Origin of the sequence: Devosia nitrariae (genome assembly GCF_030160115.1) — a bacterium.
Classification (GTDB): domain Bacteria; phylum Pseudomonadota; class Alphaproteobacteria; order Rhizobiales; family Devosiaceae; genus Devosia; species Devosia nitrariae.
On the sequence record NZ_BSNS01000023.1, the window covers coordinates 61,300 to 82,172 of the forward strand.

Below are 20,873 nucleotides of genomic sequence, written 5' to 3' on the forward strand. Positions count from 1 at the left end.
GGGCAGGTCGTCAGAGCTGGGTCCTCGCCTGCGCGAGGATGACACCCGGTGGGTGGGGGGCCTTATGCCTCACTGCCGCTCGGCCTTGTCGCCCCTACCTCCACAACCACCGGCTGTCATCCCGACGAAGGTCGGGACCCACCCTGAGATGCCACACCAGCCGCAAGGTGTATGGGCAAGCCCCGCAGCTCCGACGCACCCAGGAACCCGGACGGCCACAAAGGATTTATGGACATCAAGGAGGTTGCCATGATCCGCAAGCTGAAATCGGGCGAATATCGTCTCTATTCGCGAAAGGTCGATCCAAAGACCCACAAGCGCAGGAATCTCGGAACGTTCAAATCTCGCGAGGCCGCTGAAAAGCACGAGCGCGAGGTGCAATACTTCAAGCGTCACTAGAGCGTTTTCAGCAAAAGTGGACACCACTTTTGCGGTTCGAAAACGCGCCACTTCAAAGATTTGGAGCCAACGCTGCCGCCCTCGGCAGGGGAGCGCCGAGGCCGAGACCGTTACCGCTTCCGGACTGCGTAGGTCAGGTGGGTCACGCGCTGCGACGGCTCCGCGCGGACCGGCTCCAGGGCGACGCGGCTCGCGTCCACGCCCTCGAACAGGCGGATGCCCGAGCCGAAGAGCATCGGTGAGAGCGCGATCGAGAACTCATCGACGAGGCCCGCGTTCAAATATTGCAGAATCGTTGCGCCGCCGCCCGCGATGCGCACATCCCGGTCGCCGGCGGCCGCTCGAGCCTGGTCGATCGCGGACTCGATGCCATCGTTGACGAAGAGGAAAATGGTCCCACCCGGCCGCTCCCAGGGAGCACGCTTCTCGTGCGTCACGACGAACACCGGCGTATGGAACGGCGCCTCCTCCGGCCACGCCTTTTCGCCGGCGTCGAACATGCGCTTGCCCATCACGCTCGCGCCGGTGCGCTCGAACGTCTCGCGCGCAATATCATTGTCGCGCCCCTCCTCGCCGCCCTTGCCGAGCTTCAGGTTCTCCCGGATGAACCGCAGCGGGAACAACCATCGCTGCAGTTCCACCCACTTGGGCCCCATCAAATCCTTAGGGGACTCGGGTGCGATGATACCGTCCAGCGACATCGTGACGCTAAAGAACACCTTTCCGGCCATCAGTCCTCTACTCCCTTGCGAGCGATCTGGGCGACATAGGCGGCGAGCTTCATCAGGGTCTGCTGGCCGCCCTCGATTGCGTGGTATTTCTCGACCGCCGCGTCGCGCAGCTCTTTGGTGGGGAACACTGTGCGCATCTCGACCCGGGTCGCCGCGCCCTCGGGCGCGAAGGTTAAGGCCGACTCGAAGGCGTTCGGGTCGCCGCGGGACTCGCCGTGCAGCATCGCGATCTGCTCCGGCGGGGTGATTTCGGTCCAGGAGATCCACTCCTGATAGTCCGTCCCGTCGGGTCCGTGCATCACGAAGTCCCACACCCCGCCGACGCGGAACTCGAACGCCCGCGTGGTGGTGGTGAACCCCTCCGGTCCCCACCATTGCGACAGGTGCCGGACGTCGGTGAACGCCTCGAACACCAGCTCGCGCGGGGCGTTGATGACCCGGGAGATCACGATCTCGCGGTCGGTAGTCGCGGACTGCGCGGGCATTCCTCGTCCCATCGCGCTCATCGGCTATTCCTTCTGCCTTGCCTGCTTGAGGCCCTGCACATAGGCATCCAGCCGGTCGAAGCTCTCGTTCCAGAACCCCTCGAACCCGCCGGTCCACTCGTGGACCGCTCGCAGCTGGCGTGCATCGAGGCCGTAGAGGCGCTGCTTGCCTGCCTTGCGGTCCCGCACGAGCCCGACTTTCCGGAGAACCCGCAGGTGCTTCGACGCCCCCGGCTGGGTCATTCCCAACGCCTGGGCCAACTCGGTCACCGGCCGCTCACCCGCCCGCAGCAGGACCAGGATCTCCCGGCGCTGCGGCTCGGCGATCGCGTTGAAGACATCCGACGTTGTCGCTGCTCGTGCCATGAACGCATCATATGCCGATATAGGCATATGTCAAGACGACACCCGATCACCTCCCCCGGTCGCGTCCACCAGAATTTCAGTTTTCGCTGGAATGACACCTTGTGGATGCGGCATCACCTCTGACAACCCCGGTACCGCTCTGGCTTAAGGCCGCATCTGGGGCGGTCGATTCCGGTTGCAAGCAGTGGACGACGAATGCCGATGATGTTGTCGGCACTCCGGCGTCTGGCGTAGCGTTCCCGGCACGGAGAGGGGGCGCCGCCGCAGTCCCCCGCATCGACCGCCGTCCAACAGCGACCGCACCCCGGCGCCGGGCGTGTTGTGCGCTCGGCCTGGGTCCTCGCGTCGAAGCGCGAGGATGACAGCGGTGGGTGGGTGTCCTTGGTGGTCGGCGGAGAGATCGGGAGTGCCCGTCCGGTTGGCCAGGGGCGAAGATGTGGAGACGCTGCTGCGGCTTTAGCACTGCCGCCTCACACCCCGCGATGTCATCCTCGCGCCTCGACGCGAGGACCCAGGCGGGGTGTGCGACGTGCTCGCAGGGTTGGATGCGGTAGCTGGGCGCGTGCCGTAGTGGCTCCTTGGTTGTTGTTCAAATTCTCTGCGCAGAGACGATGCTCTGGATGGTGTTAGCTTGTCACGAATGCGCATGCCCCCGTCGAAATCGAGAGCCACGCCGACAATGCAGGCAGCAAACGTGGCGCGGTCCCCACTCGAGTTCCGCGCCACGCGATTTTGAGGCAGGGTGGATCTACCCTTCGGCTTTGAGCTGTTCGAGGATTTCGTCGAATTTGACCATGGAGACATTGGCGCCCCATTCCATGCCGGTATCGACCGTGGCGTTGCGCATCTCGAAATCGGGAAAGTTCGAGATCGAACGGTAATAGGTCTTGCCGTCGCGCTCCTCGAAGTGATGCTCCTCGTAATAGCGCGGATCCTCTTCGAACATGCCTTCGACGACAAAAGTGTTGCGGATCATCGACTTGGGTTCGACCGCCAGGTAGGTGCCGAAGAAGGTGATTTCGGACTTGTCGGGCATGGTCGATACCACGCGCCATTTGCCGCCGGTGCGAACATCGTATTCGACGACACGATTGGCCTCATGCGGCCCCCACCATTGCGCAACGTGCCGGGCCTGGGTCCACACCTTCCACACCAGGTCCAGCGGTGCATCGAACGTGCGCGACATGATGATCAGCGGTTCGTTGGCGGGCAGTTCGGTCTTGAAAGGATTGGGGAAAGTCTGGGCGTTCATCGCAAGTCTCCTCGTTTAGTTTTTCGTGTTGGAGTCCGGGGTCTGAAGTTTCCTGAGATAGGCATCGAGCTGATCGAGGTTCTGTTCCCAGAAGCGGCGATAGGTCTCGACATAGGTGGCCACCTCGCGCATTGGCGTGGCGTCCAGCGCGCAGGGGCGGTACTGCGCCTGCTTGCTCCGGCTGACGAGTCCCGCATTCTCCAACACCTTGATGTGCTTGGAGACGGCCGCCAGCGTCATGTCGAAAGGTTCGGCCAATTCATTGACGCTCGCCTCCCCCGTGGACAGGCGCGCCAATATGGCCCGTCTCGTGGGGTCGGCCAGGGCAGCGAGCGTCGTGCTCAGAGGATCGGTCATCGTGCTCAACCATTCGTATTTTACTGATGAGTAAAATACCAAACGGTTTAATACAGGTCAAGCCGATTTGAGCGGAAACGCGAAAGGGCCCGTGTCCTTGGACAGGTGCGCGAGTGGAGGTGACTGTGGCGGGCGGAGCGCTACGGCATTGCGCCAGCGGCCCGTGGCAAATCCGAGAGGATCCCGCTGGAGCGGGGATTGCTTGCGGTTGCGACCCAAGATGCTGAGCGGCGGCGCACCCCGCTTCTAGCCGGGCGGAGGCTCAGTCGTGCGCTCTTGAAATGTTCGGGGGGTGCCGTCCTTGGGAAAGCTGACTTCCGCTTCCATCCCGTCGGGGTCGAGGAAGGAAAACTGCTCCAGCATGCCCCAATCCGCAATCGTGCCGTCCGTTACGCCCTCGGCCATAAGACGATCGCGCAAAAGATGCAGCGTCTCCTTGTCCGAAACTGCAATCGACAGATGGTCGATATGACCCCGTGCGAACATTCCCGGTTTTGCGTTCGCTTCTGGATTTCCGTCGCCGAATTCGAAGGGGTGAAGGCAGAAGCCACCGCCGAGATCGACAAAGGCGTGTTTCACTTGTCCCTCGTCAAGAACCCAGCGGGTGTTTGCGTCGAAGACGCGCTCATAGAAAGAGATGAACCGCTCAAGGTCCGCTGTCACCAAAGCAATATGCTGGCAGCCGGATGCTAGGGGCATGCTTCTCGTCCTCCCAAGCGTGGCAGTCCAAGCCTACAACAGTCTCCTTCTTTTGTCAGCTTTGGGCCGCTGGCCGCCAGTTGGTGCGCGCCACACGGCCCGACCGAACGCGCCAGCGTCAATCTTCCGGTGCGAGAACTTCGTGTGTGTCGCTAAAGGTAAGCCCGGCTTGCGGCCCGCCGGCAACGGTGTGGATGTGTCCTCTGAGAACCGCAACACCAAGGCCGTGGCGCGCCGTCGGCATGGCCGGCAGCGTCGCCCAGCTGTCGCTTGACGGGTCGTAGCGCTCGGCCTCGTCAAAGGTGGAGCGCGGGTCAAGCGCTTCGCCCCCGAAGAGATAGACTTGCCCGCCCAGCACCGCGGCCGCGACGCCGCTGCGCCCGGTCGGCACATCGGCACCACTGCGCCAGCGGTCGCCTTTGGGATCGTAGATCTCGTTGGCGGTCAGGGTGGAGGTCTCCCGGTTGCGACCGGCGAGCACGATGATCTCGCCGCCGGCAGAGGCCGCGGCATGGTGATTGCGGGGCGTCGGCAGGGCGGCCGCATGCGTCCAGCTTTGCGTTTGCGGGTCGAAAATCTCGTGAGCGCCAGTGTTCCCGTTGTGGTCAACGCCGCCAATGGCGTGGATGCGGCCCTCGTGCACCGCGACCGCAAGTGCACCGCGCGCCGTCGGCAGTGGCGGGCCCTCGCTCCAGCTGTTTCGCTCGATGTCATAAATGCGCAAAGCGTCGATGGGCTCGGAGGTTGTCTCGCGGTAGCCGCCGACGACGTAGAGCCTGCCATCGAGATGGACGAGTGGAGCGTGGTTCACGCCTTCCGGAAGCTCGCTCAGTTTGGTCCAGGCATCCGCGTCGGGTTCATAGGCAAAGAGCGCGCGTGATGCGCCGGCCGAAGTCCCGCCCGTCTGGGAAAAGCCGCCGGCGAGATAGAGACGCGTGCCGTCACTGGCCAGGCTCACTTCGGTGCGCGCTTCCGGCAGCGCCGCCGCATTCATCCAAACGCCTGACGCTTCCGCAAGCTGAGCGAATGCGAGGTTCGGCGCGATGAGCGCGAGCATCCCCGCGAACAGGAACATGCGCAGATTGGCAAGGATCGGCATGGTGGCCTCCAGTGCGCGGCGGCCCGGAGCCGTCATGCGCACCAAATCCGTTTCCACCACTGAATTTATCCGGCATTTCGGGCGGCAAGTTGGCAGATCGGAGCAAAAGATTGTCCGGCGAACGCAAGCCTGCCATTTCGGGCGATGGCACTGTTGAGGCGTGGTCTTCATCACCCCGCCAGGACACGAAAGGACTGTTCTATGCTGGTTGTGCATCTTCGCTTCACCGTCGCACCCGAAACGCGTCAGCAGACCCTCGAAACCCTTGTCGCCGGCGCACCTGTCGTGCGGGCGATGCCGGGTTGCATCGCTTATATTCCCTTCTCCGATCCGACTGACGACACGGCTGTCGGTATCCTGCAGGAGTGGGAGGCCGGGGAGGACCTTGCCGCCTATACCGCTTCCGAGACCTTCAGGAGCTTTGGTGCGGCTCTGCGCCCGATGATGACCGCCAAACCCGTCAGCAAGCGCTTCAGCGCGGAACTCATTGAAGTGATAAACTGACGGCATGGAGCCGCAAGCCTATTGCATCCACCGCGCCTTCGAAGCCGCCGGTCCACGCTTATTCCGCTTGGACCGGCACTATTTCGTCTATGCCCTCGAAGGCTCGTTGCGACTCGAGGCAGACGGGCGGCGCTGGACGCTGCCGCCGGCGCGCGGGGCGCTGATCGAGGCGGACCATCCGGTGAGGATATCGGTGCCGGCGCGCTTCATCTCCGCCTCGGTTCTCTTCGACAGCGCGATGTTCAAGCCGTCCCAGCCCCTGGCGGTGTTCGACGTCTCGCCCCTTGCCCGCGAGCTGGTGCGCGAGTGCCGCCAATGGGGGCGCGATGACGAAGACCAGACCCCCCATGCCCGCCAAATGTTTCGCGCCCTGGCCTCGGTGATCGGCCAGCTGGCGCGAACGCCCAGCCCCTGCGTGTTGCCCGTCCCCACCAGCCGGGAAATGATGCGGGCGCTCGCCATGATCGAGGACGCCCCTGCCGACCAGCCGGACTTTGCCGTGATCGCCCGCGCCACCGGCCAGTCCCCGCGCACGCTCGCCCGGCGCTTCGCCAGCGAAATGCGCATGACCGGGCGCGAGACGCTGCAGCGCATCCGCATCATCCATGCGGTCGAGATCCTGGCTCTTGGCAACGCATCCATCACCGACGTCGCCTTGCAGGTCGGCTACACCTCGCTTTCGGCATTCAACGCCGCCTTTCGCCAGGTGATGGGTATGACGCCGTCACAGTATCGGATGGCGTATCGGGGGTGACGGGGCTGGGCGCGCCAGTCTTCACGCCGGCGGCGATGGGGCTCTGAGGATGGTCGTCAACAGCGGCGTCGTGCGGCCAAATCACTCTGGCTGAAGTTCACATACGACCGTCATCATTCCGCGACCCACGCCCTCGCTGCTGCTGGCTTGGGAGTAGGGGCAGTCCTGATAGTTAGCCATCTTAAATGTATACGAACTCAGATTGCCTGGCATTGTATCGAGCTGTGCGGTTGTTTGGGCAACATGAGTTTTTCCTCGATAAAGATCCGCACCTTCCGGAATCGACTGGAAGGTGACGAGCACACGCTCGGTTGGTCCGATCTCCCATCTGAAGGTCATAGCCCACACCATCGCGGCTTGTGATCGATCCTCCAGCACCGCCGGGTCTGGCCCGGCAACACTATACCCATAGCTAGTGGGCTGGTCACTGCCATCGTCGATATACGGCAACATCGCCTCTAGGTCAGGCAGGACTAGGGATTTCACGTTAAGCGTGACCTCCGGTTTCCATTCAGCAATTGCCGCCTCTACCGCGTAGAACTGACTGGTTTTTGTGTCCTCGACAAGCCAGTAGTCAGCAACCTTAGCGACCGTTCCATCACTCTCCGGAGTAAGTGCAGCAAAGAATGCACGCACGCTCCGGTCCGCAAGCGGATCTGCATTCACCACCACGGTCACCGGCCAGTTGGTCAGGTCTTCAAACTGGCAGCCATAAGCGGACGAGAGTCGTTCGATCCCTTCGCTTCCATCAACCACGATCTCATCTGGTAGGCCTGCCATGGCCTTCGACACAAGTTCGGGCGTACACGGCGCCAGTGTGTCCTGCGCCGAAGCATTGCTCGATAGTCCTGTCGCAGCGGCAGCAATAACCGCTGCCTTCCAATAGAGACGAGCCAAAATTATCCCCCCTGCTCCAACGCCTCTTTGGGCGAAACAGCCACCTTCCCGCCAGCATGCACTGTTACGATGATCGGGAAAACGATTGCATCGTCGCGGGCCACCCCCCCTTTGTCGACAATCGCTCTGAGAGCCAAGAATATTGCGAAAACCGCCGCAAGCCCCGCGCAAAACGCCTGTCGACCTAGGTTAGCCGACAGCGCGACTTCCAGTAGCTTTATAGCCTCTACCTCGTCGTAGGGCTTCGGCAGGTGAACTACGGCCTGGATCCGGGCAGCATGGCCCAGATAGACAGCGAGAAACACGAATATCAGGAACAATGCTCCAGCCGATCGGTCCCAGGCATTGAAACTCGAGAAATGCCTGTCAGAGCGACTAATGGCGAAACCGACCAGGACAAATAGTCCAAAAATCAGTCCTGTTATCATCGTTACCGACTGGTCAACTGCGGTCAAAAGACGGGTTGTTGACTGCGAAAGTTCCAAGCTGGTGGCGTCGCTAGAGACCACCACATCTTCCACGGGCACAATAATCAGCCAGCCCACCAGCCACACCAGAATGAACAGCAGCGCGAGCAGCCCGGACGCGATGAATGGTATTAACTTGATATTGAGCATACCCCTCCCCCAAAAGGTATTCATCAAGTGAAGTTATAGACTATCACGCCCCTCGCCAAGGCACAACGCGCCTCCTGCCAAAGTCAGATCTCCAATGAACCGCTCGTGTCAAACCTGTTCAGATTACTACTCACCCGTCCGAGCGCAGGCCGCAAGTGGTTGTCGAGTTATATTCGCACGGCATTGGGCAGATGCCTCACACGGTTGCCCTTGAACGAGGGATGCCTCAGCGTCTCCTCCTCGGGCACCTCCGTAAAGGCGACGTCCGCGATCACTCGCGGCCCGGTCTAACGGCCCAGGCGCTTCTCCTCGCGCGGTACCGAGAGGGCTGGTCGATCTCGATTAGTTCAACAGCTCCCAAAACCCCCGTCGCTCCCTGTTCACTTAATTGTCGAACAGATCCGGATCCGTGCCCACCTTCGGGAACCGCCGGGCAAATAGTTTTTTGAACTGAGAGACGTTGTCGGACACCTTGATGAGGGTAAGGACCTCTTGCACCTGCCGCTTGAGCTTCTCGATACCATATCCCTCAGTCAGGTGTTGGTGGAACCGAGCCCTACGCGTACCCTTTGCGTCGATCTTGGGGTTGATCCGGTCCAATTCCTCCAAAACCGCTCCATTCTCAAGCGGGTGATAGACGTAGGACCGCGTGAACCTAGCGAAGTGCTGAGGACGGTTCTGGATCACCGTGCCGTTGGCGGTCGTGGTCAGCTTGCGGCTGCCATATACCCGGTTCAATTCATCGTAGTAGTCGTTCGGGAACTGCTTGTCCCATTCCCTCTTCTCGACCTCGATGTACTGCTGCACCAAAAGCCGAAGTGCGTCAGGCTGCCGGATCTCCTGGAAACCCGTGGCCTCATCGATCAGCGCGGTAACGCCAACCTTGGCGAAGGCATTCAAAAGGATCCGCGCTTGTGCCGCCAGCCCCTCTTGCGCGCTCGTCAGCTTGCCGGCGTCGTCTGCACGGATGATGGCCTTGCACACGTCGACCAAAACCTCTGCGTCGTAGCCGTGGCCTAGATCCAAGGTCAAAGGTTTGAAATTGATCGGGTTTTCGATCTTTTGAACCAGCTTTTGGTCGAGTTCGGATCCAAGCCCCTTGCGACGCATCGCCCGCATGAAGACGTTCCCGCCCCCGGACTTCATGTTCAGCGCCCGTGCCATCCCGCGCTTGTGGAACAACCGCCGCCCATCAGCCAGGACATAGCAATCAAGTTCCAACGCGCCCACCGTCATCTTTCCCTGATGAGTGGCGACGGGCAGACCCGGAGCAACGTCCTTCCCGCGAGGCGAACCCCATCTGGCCGCTGCTCCGCGCCGCGCAATATCGCTCTTTTCTTCAGGAGATAGGGTTTTGGCTCGCGCCTTGCCCCCCTTCTGCTGGGGAGTCTCGCCCGGACCGAATAGATCTTCAACCATGTGGAATCACCTTGTGTCTGCTCACAAGGTGCGTACCGTATGCTTGCTGGCCTTAGCAAGCATAATCAGCTAGAATTTCACAAATTATGCTTGCTGATAGGTCCAGCGCTTGGCCGCTGCCTTCAGAGCAATCTCCGCCCGACGCTCCGCGTCATGGACTCGCGCGCTTCCTGCCGCACTTGCGCCCTAGCCCTCGGGCCTCTTGCCATCAACACGCAAAAGGACCTCAATACATCCCGGTCCTGTCCATCGCCCTGAGCGCCCATGTGCAACCTCTATTCGATGACCTCGAACGTGCAGGCGATCCGCGATTTCGTGCGGACCAGCCGGCAGTGGCGTGAGAACCAGAACCTCGGGAACTTCGCGCCGATGCCGGGGATCTTTCCCGACCAGTTCGCGCCGATCGTGCGCAACACCGAGGCGGGCGTGGAGCTTGCCATGGTGCGCTGGGGCATGCCGACCTCGTCGCGCGAGCTGTTCGAGGCCGCCAAGCGGCGGGCGCAGAAGATCCGCCAGAAGGAAGGGCGCGACCTCGACAAGGACGAGTTCAACGCGCTCCTCAAGATGGAGCCCGACCGCGGCGTGACCAACATCCGCAACACCACGAGCAAGCATTGGGAACGCTGGCTCGCGCCCGAGTTCCGCTGCGTCGTGCCCTTCAACAGCTTCTCCGAGTTCAAGGCCGATGAGGGCGGGGACATCTGGTTCGCCTTCGACGCCGAGCGCCCGCTGGCCTTCTTTGCCGGCATCTGGACCCCGCAATGGACCAGCGTCAGGAAGATCAAGGAAGGGGAGGTCACCATTGACCTCTTTGCCTTCCTGACGACCGAGCCCAACGCCGAGATCGCGCCGATCCACCCGAAGGCCATGCCGGTGATCCTGAGGACGCCTGAGGAGGTCGAGACCTGGATGACCGCGCCATGGGAAGAAGCCAAGAAGCTTCAGCGCCCCCTGCCCGACGGCCTGCTGAAGATCATCTCGCGCGGCTTCAAGGAAGACCCGCCGCCGGAGGGTGAGACGCCGGCAGAACCACCCACGAACCCCCAGGGCTCGCTGTTTTAGTTAAACCTTGTCCCCCAGCTTCACCGTCTTCCACTTCTGGATCGTGACCACCTTCCACGGCCGGCGGATATCCATCACACCCACGTCCGCCTTGGTGGCCTCCTTGAGAAATACGCCCATGGCGTCGCGCGTGCCGCAGGTCGAGCAGGGATAAGGCGGACAGGTGATGTCCCAGTCCTCGCCCTTGACCGCGGCGATGTCCTCGACGAGGTAGCGCACGATCCGGTGGCACCCGCCGCACTTGACCACCATCACCCGGTCCTTGCCCATGTAGTTCCTGACCCGGTACTTGCCCGGCGGTGGATAGCGTTCCGGCACTCTCTTGACCTCCTTTCGAGGTCTGAGTCATAGAATAAGAACATAACAGGAACAAATCACATCGAGACGACCGATGAGCAAACCGCCCCGCCTGCCCTGGCGCCGTAGCTCCGACGACAGGCCCGACGACTACCAGGCCGATCTGCCGATCGACCGCATCGCCTGGGCGCGGATGTTTCGGGCCACCTCCGGCGAGAAACGCTGGGTGTGGTCGGCATGCGTCGGCGACTTCAACGACCATGGCAGGTGCCTCGGCAAGCAGGAATGCGCCGACGCGGCAACTCTGGCCGTCTGGCAGCTCAAGCGCCGCGACGATCTCGCCCGCAACCTGCCGAGGAACGAGCCGTTCGAGATCGATCTCGATGGTCCGACCGAAACGCTCGAGGACTATCTCTTCATCATCGATTTCCGGTGGGGCGAGCGGCTGATGCACGGCACCGCGCCGCCTCACATCGCCGAGACCCATGCGGTGCTATCCCGGACGCTGCTCAAGCGCGCCGGCGGCTAGAACGATTGCGGTCACCCTCAACCTCCAGGCGCGCCGTCCGGTCACAAGACCAGGGGAGCGTGCGGCGCGCCTGGCTCAGCGGTCTTCCGCCTCGCAACCGATGCCGTCACCGTCCTTGTCGAGGCCGAAGGCATCGGGACCCGCAATTGTGACGGGGCCGGTGAAGTTGCTGCAGTCCACCTCGACGCTTCCCACCTGCTGCGTCGATGCAGCCGGGACCGGCGTCGAGTAGATCACCTGCGTTGCCACCTGGGGGGCATCGGCACCCGGCATCATCAGGAACGACGGCAGGCCGACGACAGGAGCAAACGCCTGCGGCGAAGTCGGGAACACATAAACGATCGTTGTGTCACCACCGGCAACGATGGGCGCGGACGTCACGTCCTGCGCTGCGGCGGGGACGGCTGCGAAGGCGGCAAAAGCCACTGCCGTCACTAAATCCAAGTGCTTCATCATGGGCCTCATCTGAATGCCCCGCGCTTTTCTAGAACGCAGCGCGTCGGCTCATGTGTCCCTTGCAATTTGAAACAAGATGGAGGGGTCGGGGCTTTCCAAGGCCGTTTTCGTCGGTCATCGGTCACCTCACACGGATGCCCTTGAACGAGGGGTGACGTAGTGTCCCCTCCTCCGTCACCTCTGTAAACGCAACGTCGGCGACCAGCCGCGGTTCAACCCACCGGCCAAGCTTACGCTCTTCCCGCGGCACTGCCAGGACCGGCTCGTCGACCTCGATGAGTTCAACCGCACCCAGAAAACCCGGCCGCTCCCTGTCGGTGATGCCCGAGCCGACGCGGCCGCGATAGACGAGCTTGCCCTCGATCTCCTCGGCAAGATGAAACGCGCGCAAATCCTCACCCTCTTCATTGGTCCGCCAGCCGACCACGAGGAATTCCTGCCGCTTCGTGCATTTGACCTTCAGCCAGGTCGGCGAACGATCACCGCTCTGGTACCTCGCGTTCAGGCGCTTGGCGATCACGCCCTCATGGCCGCTGGCGCACATTCTCTCGAACACCTCCTGGCCGTGGCCGATGATGTGGGAGGAAAACTGGATGGGATCGGTCGGTCGCCGTTCCCCAAGCAAAGCTTCAAGGCGATCCTTGCGCTCGATCAACGGCAGGCCGCGCAGGTCCTCGCCATCCTGCTCGAGGAGGTCGAAGGCATAAAAGACGATAGGGGCTTTCCGCTTCAGCGAGTTCTGCAGAAGGTTGAAGCTGGCGCGGCCCTCATCGTCGATGGCGACAACTTCCCCGTCTATCGATGCCGAGCCCTTGGTCAGCTTCTGGAATGCGGGCACCAGATGCGAGAAGATCCCGGTCCAGTCATGTCCGCCACGCGAATAAAGGGTCACCTTGCTGCCGAAGAGTTCGGCCTCGCATCGGTAGCCATCGAACTTCATCTCGAAGAGCCAGTCGTCACCGTCCGGCACTTTGTCGACGAGCCTGGCAAGCTGGAAGCGCCGGAACATCGTTTGAGGTAAACGCAGCGTCGACAGAAAAGATGGATTTTTAACTATACGAAGTGAATGCCGGCAACGAGCCGGCATGGAACGGCATTGGGACGTACTCTGAGGAGGTGACGTCCATGCCGCACTACTTCTTCGATGTTGAGAACGGAAGCGCCTTTCGTGACTATGTCGGGCGGGATCTGGCAAGCCTGCAGGCAGCAAAGAGAGAGGCAGACGAGGCGCTCAGCGCCGCTGTGAAAAACGATCTCTCCCGGGACACACGACGAGACATAGCCATCAACGTCCGGGACGAAGCCAGCATCGTGGTCCTACGGGTTGCTCTCTCTTATTCCGCAACGCCGCCCCTGCCCCAGGGGTGACTGGCGGAAAGCATTTGCCGTCTTTTGATCATCCTCGACAATCGCGACGGGTCCGCGCCAGGTGGAGTTCGCCCCTGCTGATTGACTACTCCAGCCGAACGAACATCGCCGGACCGACGGCACCGGCAGGCGGAGGCGTGAACAGCCCGCTCGCAATCATCGCCTTGGCGGTGGCCCAGATCATCTCGTGGCCGAAGATGACGTTGAGTTCGGCTTTGGTCAGGTGCACGTCGAAATCGGCGAGCCGCGCCAGCAGGTCCGTCTCTCCAGCCATCCGATCCGCGATGATTTCGGCGAGTCGCGCGCACTGATCTTCGATCCAGAGTCCTGCGGTTGCGCCGACAACGGGCAGTTCGGCGCCCAACAGTTCAGTCCTTCTGCTGGATCCGGAGACCCCCTTCAGAACTATTTCGGTTTGCGGGGCAGCGGCAATGGCGCGCAACGCATCGGCATTGGCCTCGTCCCACACCATCACTAGGCTCGCTCGCCCGCAGGTCAGTTCGTTGGTCCCGCCGGCGTAGTCGGCCTTGGGGTAGCTCGCCCAGAAGAGACCGTTCCAATCCGGCCGTTCCGCGGTGAGCGTCGTTTCGGGCAGATCGGCCTTCACGCGCACAGCGTTCCAGGCGAGCCCATCGAGGACATGACCGAAGAGGATGGCTTGGCCATGCGCGCCGAAGCCCTCGTCACGCAAGGCGTCGACGACCGCTTGGGCACCCGCGCGCATGTCCTCAACCAATTCGAGCGCAACCGCGCCGGCACGCCGCCTCAGAACATCGGTCGGCTCCGGGCCAAGAATGGGAAAAGCGGGTCTGACACTGTCGCCGGTTCGCACCAGCAGGCGCGTCGCTTCCAGCCGCGCCAGGTCGGAATGCGCCACGCTCCTGACAGGGACACCCGGCAGGGCCGCGAGCAGGAGACGGCCATGCGCGCGCACCTCGGCGTGCGGCGTCACGCGCGCACCGAGGCAAAAGCAGTGAAGGCTCCAATCCGTCAAATCGTCAGGTGCTTGCATGCGGCAACAATATTGACCGGTACTGCCGGCGCAAGCCTCCGCGGGACCTTGGGCGGCGGTGCATGAGCGGGGTAGTTCCCGCAACTGATGGCCGTCACTGCCGGAACGTCAGCCGCCCGCGCACGGTGTCGAGGATAGTGACGTAAGGCAGGCTGACGGCAAACTCTCCCGTCGCCGGTCTGTAGATCGAAAACCGGATCCCCGCCTCCAGCATCGACGCAGCTTCTCGTTCCGTCAGGGGCGGCTTGTGCGCCGGTCGCGCCCCGGGCGCGGATGTTCCTGGCCACCTCCGGCGAGAAGCGTTGGGTATGGTCGGCAAGCGTCGGCGACTTCAATGACCATGGCAGGTGCCTCGGCAAGCAGGTATGCGCCGACGCGGCAACGCAAGCCGTCTGGCAACTCAGGCGCCGCGACGATCTCGCCCGCAACCTGCCCAGGAACGAACCGTTCGAAATCGATCTCGATGGTCCGACGGAAACGCTCGAGGACTATCTCTTCATCATCGATTTCCGCTGGGGCGAGCGGCTGATGAACGGCACCGCGCCGCCTCATATCACGGAAACCCATGGGGTTCTTTCCCGCACGCTGCTCAAGCGCGCCGGTGGCTAGCCAGGCAAGGTGCCGCCCGGCTAGCCTGTCCGCAGCAGCGATCCGGAACCCGCCAATGCCCTTCACCCCCATGCCCCTCCACCTCGAGACCGCACGCCTGACCCTCCAGCCCTTCACCCAGGCGGACGGAGCCTGGTGGCGGCAGCTTGTTGTCGAGCGCAATGGACAGATGCCGTCGGCCGACGAGGCGCGGGAAGTCATGGGGGTGCAGGAGGATAGCGCGGCAAAGACCGGCATTGCCCTGTTGACCGTGCGCCGGCGCGCCGAGGGCGATTGCATCGGCTATTGCGGGCTGATCATCGGCCGGTCCACCATCGAGGAACCCGAGATCGCCTATGAGCTCTTCCGCGGGGCCCACGGCTTCGGCTACGCCACAGAGGCGGCCACCGCCATCGTCGAAGCGGCCATCGCCACCGGCCGGCGGCGCCTGTGGTCGACGGTGCGGGCGTGGAACACGCCTTCGTTCCGCGTGCTGGAAAAGCTCGGCTTTTCCCGGCACCACAGCACGGATGACGAGCGCGGAGAACTGGTCTGGCTGGTGCGGGAGCTGACAGCGCCGAAGCCGTAGGCCGGCCTGCTTCCGTCCGGTATTATCACGCCAGACGACGTGCCCGTCCTGATCCGGTAAATCATTATGAAGTATCCGCGTGTACCGCGGATTTTCTGAAACGCTTTTCCTCATTGCCGGAATGTCAGTCTCCTGCGCACGGTGTCGAGGATGGTCACGTAAGGGAAGCTTACGGCGAACTCACCGGTCGCCGGTCGATAGATGGAGAACCGGATACCGGCCTCCAGCATCGACGCTGCTTCCCGTTTTGTCAGGGGCGGCTTGTGCGCCGGTCGCGCGCCGAGATCGATGGTGAACTCGATGTATTCGGGAACTTCGACGGGTTCATATGCGGAAGTAGGCATGGCGGGACTCTGCAATTGTTCTCGTTTTGTTCGCATATTGCAAAGGCCACCAATGGTTGTCGAGTCACATTTGCACGGTGTCGGGCGCTCCACTCCGCAGCCTGGGTCGGCACCCTGCTGTGATCTCGGCCGCGCAGCTACCCGAAGACATCCGCGCCGGCCGCGTTCAGCAGCTCGATCTTTTCCCGCTCGCCCGCGATCTCAGAGCGATCCCCCCAGCTGATCCCGAGCAGCACGATGAGCTTGAGAGCATCGATGATATGCGCGCGCTCGGTTTCGCTCAGCGACCGATGCTTCTCGTATTCAGCCACGATGAAGCGCGTCGCCTCGCGTCGAAACCCCCCTTCAGGCGGCATGGCCCACCAATAGATGAGGCTGGCGATGTCGTAGATGAGGAAGCCATAAAAGCTCATGTCGAAATCGAGGACGGCGACGACCTCGCCGTCCCTGAACAGGAAATTGCCGTAGTTGAGATCGGCATGGCAAAGGCCTTTCGGCATGTCGGGCGGAAACACCAGCCCGTCGAGCTCGGCCTTGAACCACCGTCCATCCGCGGTCTCGATCAAGTCCTGGTGCTTCCTCTGGAACTGCCGCCAGCAATAGGCGACGTCGAACGCTTCGCGGTTGGAAAAATATGCGGGGCAATAGTCCTGGATGGTGGTGTGCAGCCGGGCAACGGTCTCCACCACCAGAGCGGCGTGTTCGGCATCGAAGCGGGCGTTCGGATTCGCGCCGTGCTCACCCTCGATGAACGCGATGAGGATGTAGGGCTTGCCGCGATAGGTGCCTGCATATTCCCCGGCGCGATTTTTGATGATCGCCGGCACGGGATACCGCTTGCTCGTAAGGCGGAAACCTGCGCTTCGAAAGCGACGTGCTCGACCGTGCGGTTCTCGTAGTACCGCAGCACCACCTTTCGCCGGGTGGTTTCCAACAACACAGTGGTCTGCCCGGCACCGTTGGCGAAGGTCTGGAAACCGCGATAGCTGCCCAAATCGTAATTGGAGAGGATGGCGGGAAAATCATTCTCAGAGATGCTGGTTTCAACGGGCATGTCGTGAAGCTAGCAGCCCTCCCGAGTGGACGAAACAGCCCGATCTATACGATCCACTCCGGAGTGGCGGCGATCAGTTCCTGCTCCAGCCGCGCAGCAAGGCTGTCGAGCAGCTGCAGCTCCTCATCGCACACAGTTCGCGATGCAGCCGGCGCCTCCCGCCAGCGGTCCCAGAGCGATGTTTCGCGCCCGTTGAGCACATGGTGGTCGCGCAGCACATTGACCTTGATGAACCACATGCCCGTCGTCTCGCCATGGCCGAAGTCGCCGGCATCGGCCTCTGCCCGCCGGCACTTCGTCCACGCCTCGCCCGCCGTCAGGAACACCTCGCGCGGCATGTCGGCCGGATTGAAATCGATGCGATTCTGCCGCTTGAGCATGGGATCGATCTGCGCATCGCTGAGGCGCCAGGACCGGCGCCTCGCATCCCAGTATTCGCACACCCAGTGATCCTCCCAGACCAGGTGGAAGTAGGCGGCAAAGCCGCAGCGCACGCGGGCGGGAATACCCTTGGCGCGGAGGATCGCGCAAAGCATCAGCGCATAATCCCGGCAGGTTCCGATGGACCTCAGCTCGGGTGGTCGCTGTGCCTCGAGAGGGCGTGGATCCCTTGCCAGGATATCGTCCAGCCGCTCGGCAAACGGCAACGTCGTTCGAGCCCCGGCGTCGAGTCTCGGTGTATCGAGCCCGTATTCCCTCAGCCAGCTGGAATGCACCAGCACGCCCTGGATGATCTCGTTGAGACGCGCGACATCGGCGGAAAGGGCGGCGATCGACCGGGCATGGCGGCCAGGATTGGAAAAGCGCGTATGGGTGAGCCAGCGATCGAGATCTTCCATGAGGTTTGCCGGCGGTCGGTACGGGAAACCCAACAGAACCCGGTTCGGCGACATGAGGGAAGGCCGGCAACGGGCTGAACCGTCCAGTCGCGACGGGCAAGTTACTCCAGCCGTTCACGCCGCGCGATGCCGACGCGCCGGAGATAGGCAAGTGCCGATCCGCTTATCCGCACTGCGGTGGGATGGGCCATCACTCGAATGTCAGGAGGTCCGTCCAGCCCCGTGGCATCGCGAATGGATTGGTGCGAGGTCTCGAGCTCTTCGGGCGTCGCGCCTGCGACATGCCAGGCAATGCCAAAGAGGAGCTCCGCGAGCGTCGAGGCTGGAATGGTGCGGGTGACGTGGATTTCGACGTTCGCGTGAACGTTTGGCCTCTCGAGCGAATAGTCGTCCGCGTTCGATAGAACAAGCGTGCCCACCTGATGCGAGGCGTTACGGATCGCATAGCGCCTCTGATACCTCGACCCTCGCTCACCCCTGCTCGATCCATCGGTGTCGGAGATTTCCCGCACGCTCCACGGTGACCGCTCGAAATAGTGGTTGAGCATACTCCCGAAGCCTTCGAAGTGGTCCAGGAAGAGCTGGGTCATGCCACTGGTCCCTTTTTTTGCAGCTCGCATGCCGGACCGCGCTCGGTCGCATGAACTGAAGTACTGCATTGGCCCGTGCAGAACAAACCCCCTCAGCAACCGCCAATCGCGCCGCCAATGTTACTCACGGGCGACCTCCGCCAGGATGTAGGCATCCCCCTCGCGGCGACGGGGCCGCCAAACACGAGGAATTGCCATGAGAAGAATGATCGCTGGGATGCAGGTGTCGCTGGACGGGTTCACGCAAGGGTCCGACCAGACGGGAGAAGAGTGGGTGGATTCGTGGGCAGATGCGCTGGAGCTCATTCCGGACGTCGATGCTTTCGTCCAGGGCGCGGGCATGTATCCGGGCTATGGCGACTACTGGGCGGCCATCCACGCCGAGCCGCAGAGTATTCCGCCCTTCCAGGCACGCCTGCCCTACGAGCGCGAGGTCGCCTATGCGCGGCGGGCTGCCGAGACGCCCCACTATGTCGTGTCCAAGACCTTGGAGAACGTCTCCTGGCCGCCAACGGCGCAAATCGTCAAGGATCTCGATAAGCTGCGTGAGCTGAAGGACAAGGAGGGCGGAAACATCTACGTCGTCGGCGGTCCGACGCTGGTCACGAACCTCCTGAATGCGGGGCTCCTGGACGAGCTCCGGCTCATCGTGCATCCGCTCCTTCTCGCCGGCGGCCGGGCCTTGTTCGAAGGCGTCAGCGACAGGCGGCAGCTCACTTTCGTCGGCGCGCAGCCGGCCGCCTCCGGCCGAGTGGTGTTGAGCTACAGGACGTGACCCAACGGCTGCGGCGCCATCGATCCGCCACCGCATGGAGCTCCCGTTCCGATTCAATCGGAACGGGCTCTACCCCGTGGCTGTGAGCAGGTTGGTGCGCACCTCGAAGGCCAGCGTGGTTCCGTCACTATAGGATTGCTCCACGGGAACGCTCTCGCTGACGATCGCCTCCATTACCCGGCTGCGTTCGTCTTCGCTCATGGCCTTGCCGGCAGCGCTCATGCCGATCAGCGCCATCGTGTTCAGACGCACGAAGGGCGTACCCTCCTCGAACCTCAAGGTGAGCGACAGGATCCTCGAGGTGATGTCTTTAAAGCCCGCGTGCTCGAACAGCGTCTCGAGCCGGGTCGCATCGCCAAAACCGTAGCGCGGATCGGAGATGGGCCCCAAATATCGCTCAGCGATCCGCCGCAGCTCTAGATAGAACGGGACCTCCTCATCGGGGCGCCATGTGGCCACCGCCAGCCGTCCGCCCCGCGCCGTCGCGCGGCGCATCTCACGCGCGGCCGCCGGCTTGTCGGGAAAGAACTGCAGGCCCTGCTGGCAGGCGACGATGTCGAACTGCTCTCCCTCGGCGAGCGGCAAATCGCCCGCATTGCCCTCGCGCCAGTCGATTTCCGGCGCTTGCGCCCGGGCAACTGCAAGCATGCCCGGGCTGACGTCGATACCGACGACGCGGCCGTCGCCGCCCAGCTGCTCCCACGCCACCCGCGCCAATATGCCCGTGCCGCAGGCGATGTCGAGAACCCGATCGCCCGGAGCCAACCCCACCTCCGCCAGAGCCGTTTCGGCCCATGGCCGGAACAGGGGCCGCGCGAGCCAACGCTCGTACATCTGCGGAAAATTCGCCTGGTCGAACGCAAGACCTGGCAGGGTCATCACTGCCTCCGCCATTGCCGTCTCCTCCCTCGAGCCGCCGGCGCTCCGGCTGTCGAACGAGAGTAGGTTTGCTGACGCGATGCAGCAATTGCCGAGATTTCATCGGGCCGATGACTGGAAGGCATCGCGTGGGGGCCATCCTGCCATCACCCCGGTGGCCTGGTGCGTACCCCCACCGCACTGGATTTGGCCGCGGGAAATCAATATTGCATTGGTCCCCCACCATATCCCCAGCTTCCTGCCATGCCCCTTTCCCCCGTCACCCTCTCCGGCCGCCACGTCGACCTCCTGCCGCTCTCGCCCGACCATCACGACGGCCTCGTCGAGGCGGTCAAGGACGGCAGCCTCTGGGAGCTCTGGTACACCAAGGTGGCGACACCCGAGGCGATGGCGGGGGAGATCGAGCGGCGCCTGGGGCTTTTGGCTGGCGGCGCGATGCTGCCCTTCACCGTCTTCGACAAGGCTGCCCAACGCATCGTTGGGATGACAACCTACCTCAATGTCGACCTCGCCGTACCGCGCGTCGAGATCGGGGCGACCTGGTATGCGCGCGGCGCGCAGCGCACGCCCCTGAACACCGAAGCCAAGCTCCTGCTGCTCTCCCACGCCTTCGACGCTCTCGAATGCCGCGTCGTCGAGTTCCGCACGCATGTGCTCAACCAGCAGAGCCGCCGCGCCATCGAGCGGCTCGGGGCAAGTCTCGACGGGATCCTCCGCCAGCACATGCGCATGCCCGACGGCACCATCCGCGATACCTGCGTCTACAGCATTATTGCCCAGGAGTGGCCGGCGGTGCGCTCGCACCTCAACTGGCTGCTTGAAAAGCCGCGCTGAAAAGGAGGGGCAGGCGAGCTGCGGCCGGCGGTCCAACCTCAAGCCGCCCGCTTGCATCGCCGTACTTTCGCCCTTCTA

The 20,873-nt window shown here is 62.8% G+C and carries 28 protein-coding genes and 1 pseudogene; 10 read left to right on the forward strand and 19 right to left on the reverse strand.

Annotated features, from left to right (window positions below; genetic code table 11):
• The first annotated feature begins 249 nt into the window (after positions 1–249).
• On the forward strand, positions 250–399 hold the full coding sequence (locus QQK18_RS22380; protein ID WP_239369110.1) for a hypothetical protein: 150 nt from the start codon (positions 250–252) through the stop codon (positions 397–399).
• A gap of 110 nt (positions 400–509) precedes the next feature.
• Here the strand turns inward: QQK18_RS22380 and QQK18_RS22385 are convergent, their stop codons facing one another.
• The 7 genes from QQK18_RS22385 to QQK18_RS22415 form a co-directional block, all read right to left on the reverse strand.
• Positions 510–1,130, reverse strand: coding sequence for a dihydrofolate reductase family protein (locus QQK18_RS22385; RefSeq protein ID WP_284342615.1), 621 nt, complete (start codon positions 1,128–1,130; stop codon positions 510–512).
• Positions 1,130–1,636, reverse strand: coding sequence for an SRPBCC family protein (locus QQK18_RS22390; RefSeq protein WP_284342616.1), 507 nt, complete (start codon positions 1,634–1,636; stop codon positions 1,130–1,132). Before QQK18_RS22390 ends, QQK18_RS22385 begins: the two co-directional genes overlap by 1 nt.
• Before the next feature lie 3 nt (positions 1,637–1,639).
• Positions 1,640–1,981 (reverse strand): ArsR/SmtB family transcription factor, encoded by a 342-nt coding sequence (locus QQK18_RS22395; protein WP_284342617.1) that lies wholly within the window; start codon positions 1,979–1,981, stop codon positions 1,640–1,642.
• Positions 1,982–2,729: 748 nt separating this feature from the next.
• Entirely contained in the window at positions 2,730–3,233 is a 504-nt protein-coding gene (locus tag QQK18_RS22400; protein ID WP_284342618.1) for an SRPBCC domain-containing protein, read from the reverse strand.
• A 15-nt stretch (positions 3,234–3,248) separates the two neighbouring features.
• On the reverse strand, positions 3,249–3,590 hold the full coding sequence (locus QQK18_RS22405; RefSeq protein WP_284342619.1) for an ArsR/SmtB family transcription factor: 342 nt from the start codon (positions 3,588–3,590) through the stop codon (positions 3,249–3,251).
• Between the two features lie 246 nt (positions 3,591–3,836).
• A complete protein-coding gene (locus tag QQK18_RS22410) occupies positions 3,837–4,289 on the reverse strand; it encodes a VOC family protein (protein ID WP_284342620.1) in 453 nt (150 codons plus the stop codon).
• 118 nt (positions 4,290–4,407) lie between these two features.
• Positions 4,408–5,424 carry a Kelch repeat-containing protein gene (locus QQK18_RS22415; protein WP_284342621.1) on the reverse strand — a complete coding sequence of 339 codons (1,017 nt, stop codon included), beginning with the start codon at positions 5,422–5,424 and terminating at the stop codon, positions 4,408–4,410.
• A 165-nt stretch (positions 5,425–5,589) separates the two neighbouring features.
• Here QQK18_RS22415 and QQK18_RS22420 point away from each other — a divergent pair, with 165 nt between their 5' ends.
• Both QQK18_RS22420 and QQK18_RS22425 read left to right on the forward strand, forming a co-directional pair.
• Positions 5,590–5,892: a putative quinol monooxygenase gene (locus QQK18_RS22420; protein ID WP_284342622.1), complete on the forward strand. Its 303-nt coding sequence runs from the start codon at positions 5,590–5,592 to the stop codon at positions 5,890–5,892.
• Positions 5,893–5,896: 4 nt separating this feature from the next.
• Positions 5,897–6,646, forward strand: a complete 750-nt coding sequence (locus tag QQK18_RS22425; RefSeq protein ID WP_284342623.1) for a helix-turn-helix transcriptional regulator — start codon at positions 5,897–5,899, stop codon at positions 6,644–6,646.
• Positions 6,647–6,727: 81 nt separating this feature from the next.
• On the opposite strand, the gene QQK18_RS22430 is transcribed toward QQK18_RS22425, so the two are convergent.
• From QQK18_RS22430 to QQK18_RS22440, 3 genes are all read right to left on the reverse strand, one after another.
• Positions 6,728–7,543: a hypothetical protein gene (locus tag QQK18_RS22430; RefSeq protein ID WP_284342624.1), complete on the reverse strand. Its 816-nt coding sequence runs from the start codon at positions 7,541–7,543 to the stop codon at positions 6,728–6,730.
• Between the two features lie 2 nt (positions 7,544–7,545).
• Entirely contained in the window at positions 7,546–8,160 is a 615-nt protein-coding gene (locus QQK18_RS22435; protein WP_284342625.1) for a hypothetical protein, read from the reverse strand.
• A 384-nt stretch (positions 8,161–8,544) separates the two neighbouring features.
• Entirely contained in the window at positions 8,545–9,579 is a 1,035-nt protein-coding gene (locus tag QQK18_RS22440) for a P63C domain-containing protein (protein WP_284342626.1), read from the reverse strand.
• A gap of 264 nt (positions 9,580–9,843) precedes the next feature.
• On the opposite strand from QQK18_RS22440, the gene QQK18_RS22445 reads away from it, so the two are divergent.
• Positions 9,844–10,641, forward strand: coding sequence for an SOS response-associated peptidase (locus QQK18_RS22445; RefSeq protein WP_284342627.1), 798 nt, complete (start codon positions 9,844–9,846; stop codon positions 10,639–10,641).
• Here QQK18_RS22445 and QQK18_RS22450 read toward each other — a convergent pair whose 3' ends face one another.
• Positions 10,642–10,959, reverse strand: a complete 318-nt coding sequence (locus tag QQK18_RS22450; protein ID WP_284342628.1) for a hypothetical protein — start codon at positions 10,957–10,959, stop codon at positions 10,642–10,644.
• 73 nt (positions 10,960–11,032) lie between these two features.
• Between QQK18_RS22450 and QQK18_RS22455 the strand changes: the two genes are divergently transcribed.
• Positions 11,033–11,467: a hypothetical protein gene (locus QQK18_RS22455; protein ID WP_284342629.1), complete on the forward strand. Its 435-nt coding sequence runs from the start codon at positions 11,033–11,035 to the stop codon at positions 11,465–11,467.
• A gap of 75 nt (positions 11,468–11,542) precedes the next feature.
• Here QQK18_RS22455 and QQK18_RS22460 read toward each other — a convergent pair whose 3' ends face one another.
• A complete protein-coding gene (locus QQK18_RS22460; RefSeq protein WP_284342630.1) occupies positions 11,543–11,920 on the reverse strand; it encodes a hypothetical protein in 378 nt (125 codons plus the stop codon).
• 124 nt (positions 11,921–12,044) lie between these two features.
• Positions 12,045–12,932 (reverse strand): non-homologous end-joining DNA ligase, encoded by an 888-nt coding sequence (gene ligD, locus QQK18_RS22465; protein ID WP_284342631.1) that lies wholly within the window; start codon positions 12,930–12,932, stop codon positions 12,045–12,047.
• A gap of 116 nt (positions 12,933–13,048) precedes the next feature.
• Between ligD and QQK18_RS22470 the strand changes: the two genes are divergently transcribed.
• Positions 13,049–13,291 carry a DUF6894 family protein gene (locus tag QQK18_RS22470; RefSeq protein ID WP_284342632.1) on the forward strand — a complete coding sequence of 81 codons (243 nt, stop codon included), beginning with the start codon at positions 13,049–13,051 and terminating at the stop codon, positions 13,289–13,291.
• Positions 13,292–13,376: 85 nt separating this feature from the next.
• Here QQK18_RS22470 and QQK18_RS22475 read toward each other — a convergent pair whose 3' ends face one another.
• Positions 13,377–14,243, reverse strand: a complete 867-nt coding sequence (locus QQK18_RS22475; protein ID WP_284342633.1) for a hypothetical protein — start codon at positions 14,241–14,243, stop codon at positions 13,377–13,379.
• Positions 14,244–14,576: 333 nt separating this feature from the next.
• Between QQK18_RS22475 and QQK18_RS22480 the strand changes: the two genes are divergently transcribed.
• Both QQK18_RS22480 and QQK18_RS22485 read left to right on the forward strand, forming a co-directional pair.
• Positions 14,577–14,912, forward strand: coding sequence for a hypothetical protein (locus tag QQK18_RS22480; protein ID WP_284342634.1), 336 nt, complete (start codon positions 14,577–14,579; stop codon positions 14,910–14,912).
• Positions 14,913–14,967: 55 nt separating this feature from the next.
• Entirely contained in the window at positions 14,968–15,480 is a 513-nt protein-coding gene (locus tag QQK18_RS22485; protein ID WP_284342635.1) for a GNAT family N-acetyltransferase, read from the forward strand.
• Between the two features lie 110 nt (positions 15,481–15,590).
• Here the strand turns inward: QQK18_RS22485 and QQK18_RS22490 are convergent, their stop codons facing one another.
• The 4 genes and pseudogenes from QQK18_RS22490 to QQK18_RS22505 all read right to left on the reverse strand — a co-directional run bounded on the left by QQK18_RS22490 (position 15,591) and on the right by QQK18_RS22505 (position 18,307).
• Positions 15,591–15,824, reverse strand: coding sequence for a hypothetical protein (locus QQK18_RS22490; protein ID WP_284342636.1), 234 nt, complete (start codon positions 15,822–15,824; stop codon positions 15,591–15,593).
• Between the two features lie 137 nt (positions 15,825–15,961).
• Positions 15,962–16,699 (reverse strand): annotated as a pseudogene (locus QQK18_RS22495) (phosphotransferase); the annotation flags it as partial.
• Between the two features lie 223 nt (positions 16,700–16,922).
• Positions 16,923–17,717: a transglutaminase domain-containing protein gene (locus QQK18_RS22500; protein ID WP_284342637.1), complete on the reverse strand. Its 795-nt coding sequence runs from the start codon at positions 17,715–17,717 to the stop codon at positions 16,923–16,925.
• 101 nt (positions 17,718–17,818) lie between these two features.
• Positions 17,819–18,307, reverse strand: coding sequence for a hypothetical protein (locus QQK18_RS22505; RefSeq protein WP_284342638.1), 489 nt, complete (start codon positions 18,305–18,307; stop codon positions 17,819–17,821).
• A 196-nt stretch (positions 18,308–18,503) separates the two neighbouring features.
• Here QQK18_RS22505 and QQK18_RS22510 point away from each other — a divergent pair, with 196 nt between their 5' ends.
• Entirely contained in the window at positions 18,504–19,082 is a 579-nt protein-coding gene (locus tag QQK18_RS22510) for a dihydrofolate reductase family protein (protein WP_284342639.1), read from the forward strand.
• A gap of 69 nt (positions 19,083–19,151) precedes the next feature.
• On the opposite strand, the gene QQK18_RS22515 is transcribed toward QQK18_RS22510, so the two are convergent.
• On the reverse strand, positions 19,152–19,976 hold the full coding sequence (locus QQK18_RS22515) for a class I SAM-dependent methyltransferase (protein ID WP_284342640.1): 825 nt from the start codon (positions 19,974–19,976) through the stop codon (positions 19,152–19,154).
• 228 nt (positions 19,977–20,204) lie between these two features.
• Here QQK18_RS22515 and QQK18_RS22520 point away from each other — a divergent pair, with 228 nt between their 5' ends.
• Positions 20,205–20,795: a GNAT family N-acetyltransferase gene (locus QQK18_RS22520; RefSeq protein WP_284342641.1), complete on the forward strand. Its 591-nt coding sequence runs from the start codon at positions 20,205–20,207 to the stop codon at positions 20,793–20,795.
• The last annotated feature ends 78 nt before the right edge of the window (positions 20,796–20,873 follow it).

Bases quoted from the DNA above. Each gene is read 5' to 3' on its own strand.
- QQK18_RS22425 (WP_284342623.1), top strand. From the start codon at position 5,897: ATGGAGCCGCAAGCCTATTGCATCCACCGCGCCTTCGAAGCCGCCGGT.
- QQK18_RS22420 (WP_284342622.1), top strand. From the start codon at position 5,590: ATGCTGGTTGTGCATCTTCGCTTCACCGTCGCACCCGAAACGCGTCAG.
- QQK18_RS22385 (WP_284342615.1), bottom strand. From the start codon at position 1,130: ATGGCCGGAAAGGTGTTCTTTAGCGTCACGATGTCGCTGGACGGTATC.
- QQK18_RS22515 (WP_284342640.1), bottom strand. From the start codon at position 19,976: ATGGCGGAGGCAGTGATGACCCTGCCAGGTCTTGCGTTCGACCAGGCG.
- QQK18_RS22380 (WP_239369110.1), top strand. From the start codon at position 250: ATGATCCGCAAGCTGAAATCGGGCGAATATCGTCTCTATTCGCGAAAG.
- QQK18_RS22405 (WP_284342619.1), bottom strand. From the start codon at position 3,590: ATGACCGATCCTCTGAGCACGACGCTCGCTGCCCTGGCCGACCCCACG.
- QQK18_RS22500 (WP_284342637.1), bottom strand. From the start codon at position 17,717: ATGGAAGATCTCGATCGCTGGCTCACCCATACGCGCTTTTCCAATCCT.
- QQK18_RS22480 (WP_284342634.1), top strand. From the start codon at position 14,577: ATGTTCCTGGCCACCTCCGGCGAGAAGCGTTGGGTATGGTCGGCAAGC.
- QQK18_RS22510 (WP_284342639.1), top strand. From the start codon at position 18,504: ATGAGAAGAATGATCGCTGGGATGCAGGTGTCGCTGGACGGGTTCACG.
- QQK18_RS22440 (WP_284342626.1), bottom strand. From the start codon at position 9,579: ATGGTTGAAGATCTATTCGGTCCGGGCGAGACTCCCCAGCAGAAGGGG.
- QQK18_RS22390 (WP_284342616.1), bottom strand. From the start codon at position 1,636: ATGAGCGCGATGGGACGAGGAATGCCCGCGCAGTCCGCGACTACCGAC.
- QQK18_RS22415 (WP_284342621.1), bottom strand. From the start codon at position 5,424: ATGACGGCTCCGGGCCGCCGCGCACTGGAGGCCACCATGCCGATCCTT.
- QQK18_RS22520 (WP_284342641.1), top strand. From the start codon at position 20,205: ATGCCCCTTTCCCCCGTCACCCTCTCCGGCCGCCACGTCGACCTCCTG.
- QQK18_RS22485 (WP_284342635.1), top strand. From the start codon at position 14,968: ATGCCCTTCACCCCCATGCCCCTCCACCTCGAGACCGCACGCCTGACC.
- QQK18_RS22435 (WP_284342625.1), bottom strand. From the start codon at position 8,160: ATGCTCAATATCAAGTTAATACCATTCATCGCGTCCGGGCTGCTCGCG.
- QQK18_RS22455 (WP_284342629.1), top strand. From the start codon at position 11,033: ATGAGCAAACCGCCCCGCCTGCCCTGGCGCCGTAGCTCCGACGACAGG.
- QQK18_RS22395 (WP_284342617.1), bottom strand. From the start codon at position 1,981: ATGGCACGAGCAGCGACAACGTCGGATGTCTTCAACGCGATCGCCGAG.
- QQK18_RS22505 (WP_284342638.1), bottom strand. From the start codon at position 18,307: ATGACCCAGCTCTTCCTGGACCACTTCGAAGGCTTCGGGAGTATGCTC.
- ligD (WP_284342631.1), bottom strand. From the start codon at position 12,932: ATGTTCCGGCGCTTCCAGCTTGCCAGGCTCGTCGACAAAGTGCCGGAC.
- QQK18_RS22445 (WP_284342627.1), top strand. From the start codon at position 9,844: ATGTGCAACCTCTATTCGATGACCTCGAACGTGCAGGCGATCCGCGAT.
- QQK18_RS22400 (WP_284342618.1), bottom strand. From the start codon at position 3,233: ATGAACGCCCAGACTTTCCCCAATCCTTTCAAGACCGAACTGCCCGCC.
- QQK18_RS22410 (WP_284342620.1), bottom strand. From the start codon at position 4,289: ATGCCCCTAGCATCCGGCTGCCAGCATATTGCTTTGGTGACAGCGGAC.
- QQK18_RS22490 (WP_284342636.1), bottom strand. From the start codon at position 15,824: ATGCCTACTTCCGCATATGAACCCGTCGAAGTTCCCGAATACATCGAG.
- QQK18_RS22460 (WP_284342630.1), bottom strand. From the start codon at position 11,920: ATGAAGCACTTGGATTTAGTGACGGCAGTGGCTTTTGCCGCCTTCGCA.
- QQK18_RS22470 (WP_284342632.1), top strand. From the start codon at position 13,049: ATGCCGCACTACTTCTTCGATGTTGAGAACGGAAGCGCCTTTCGTGAC.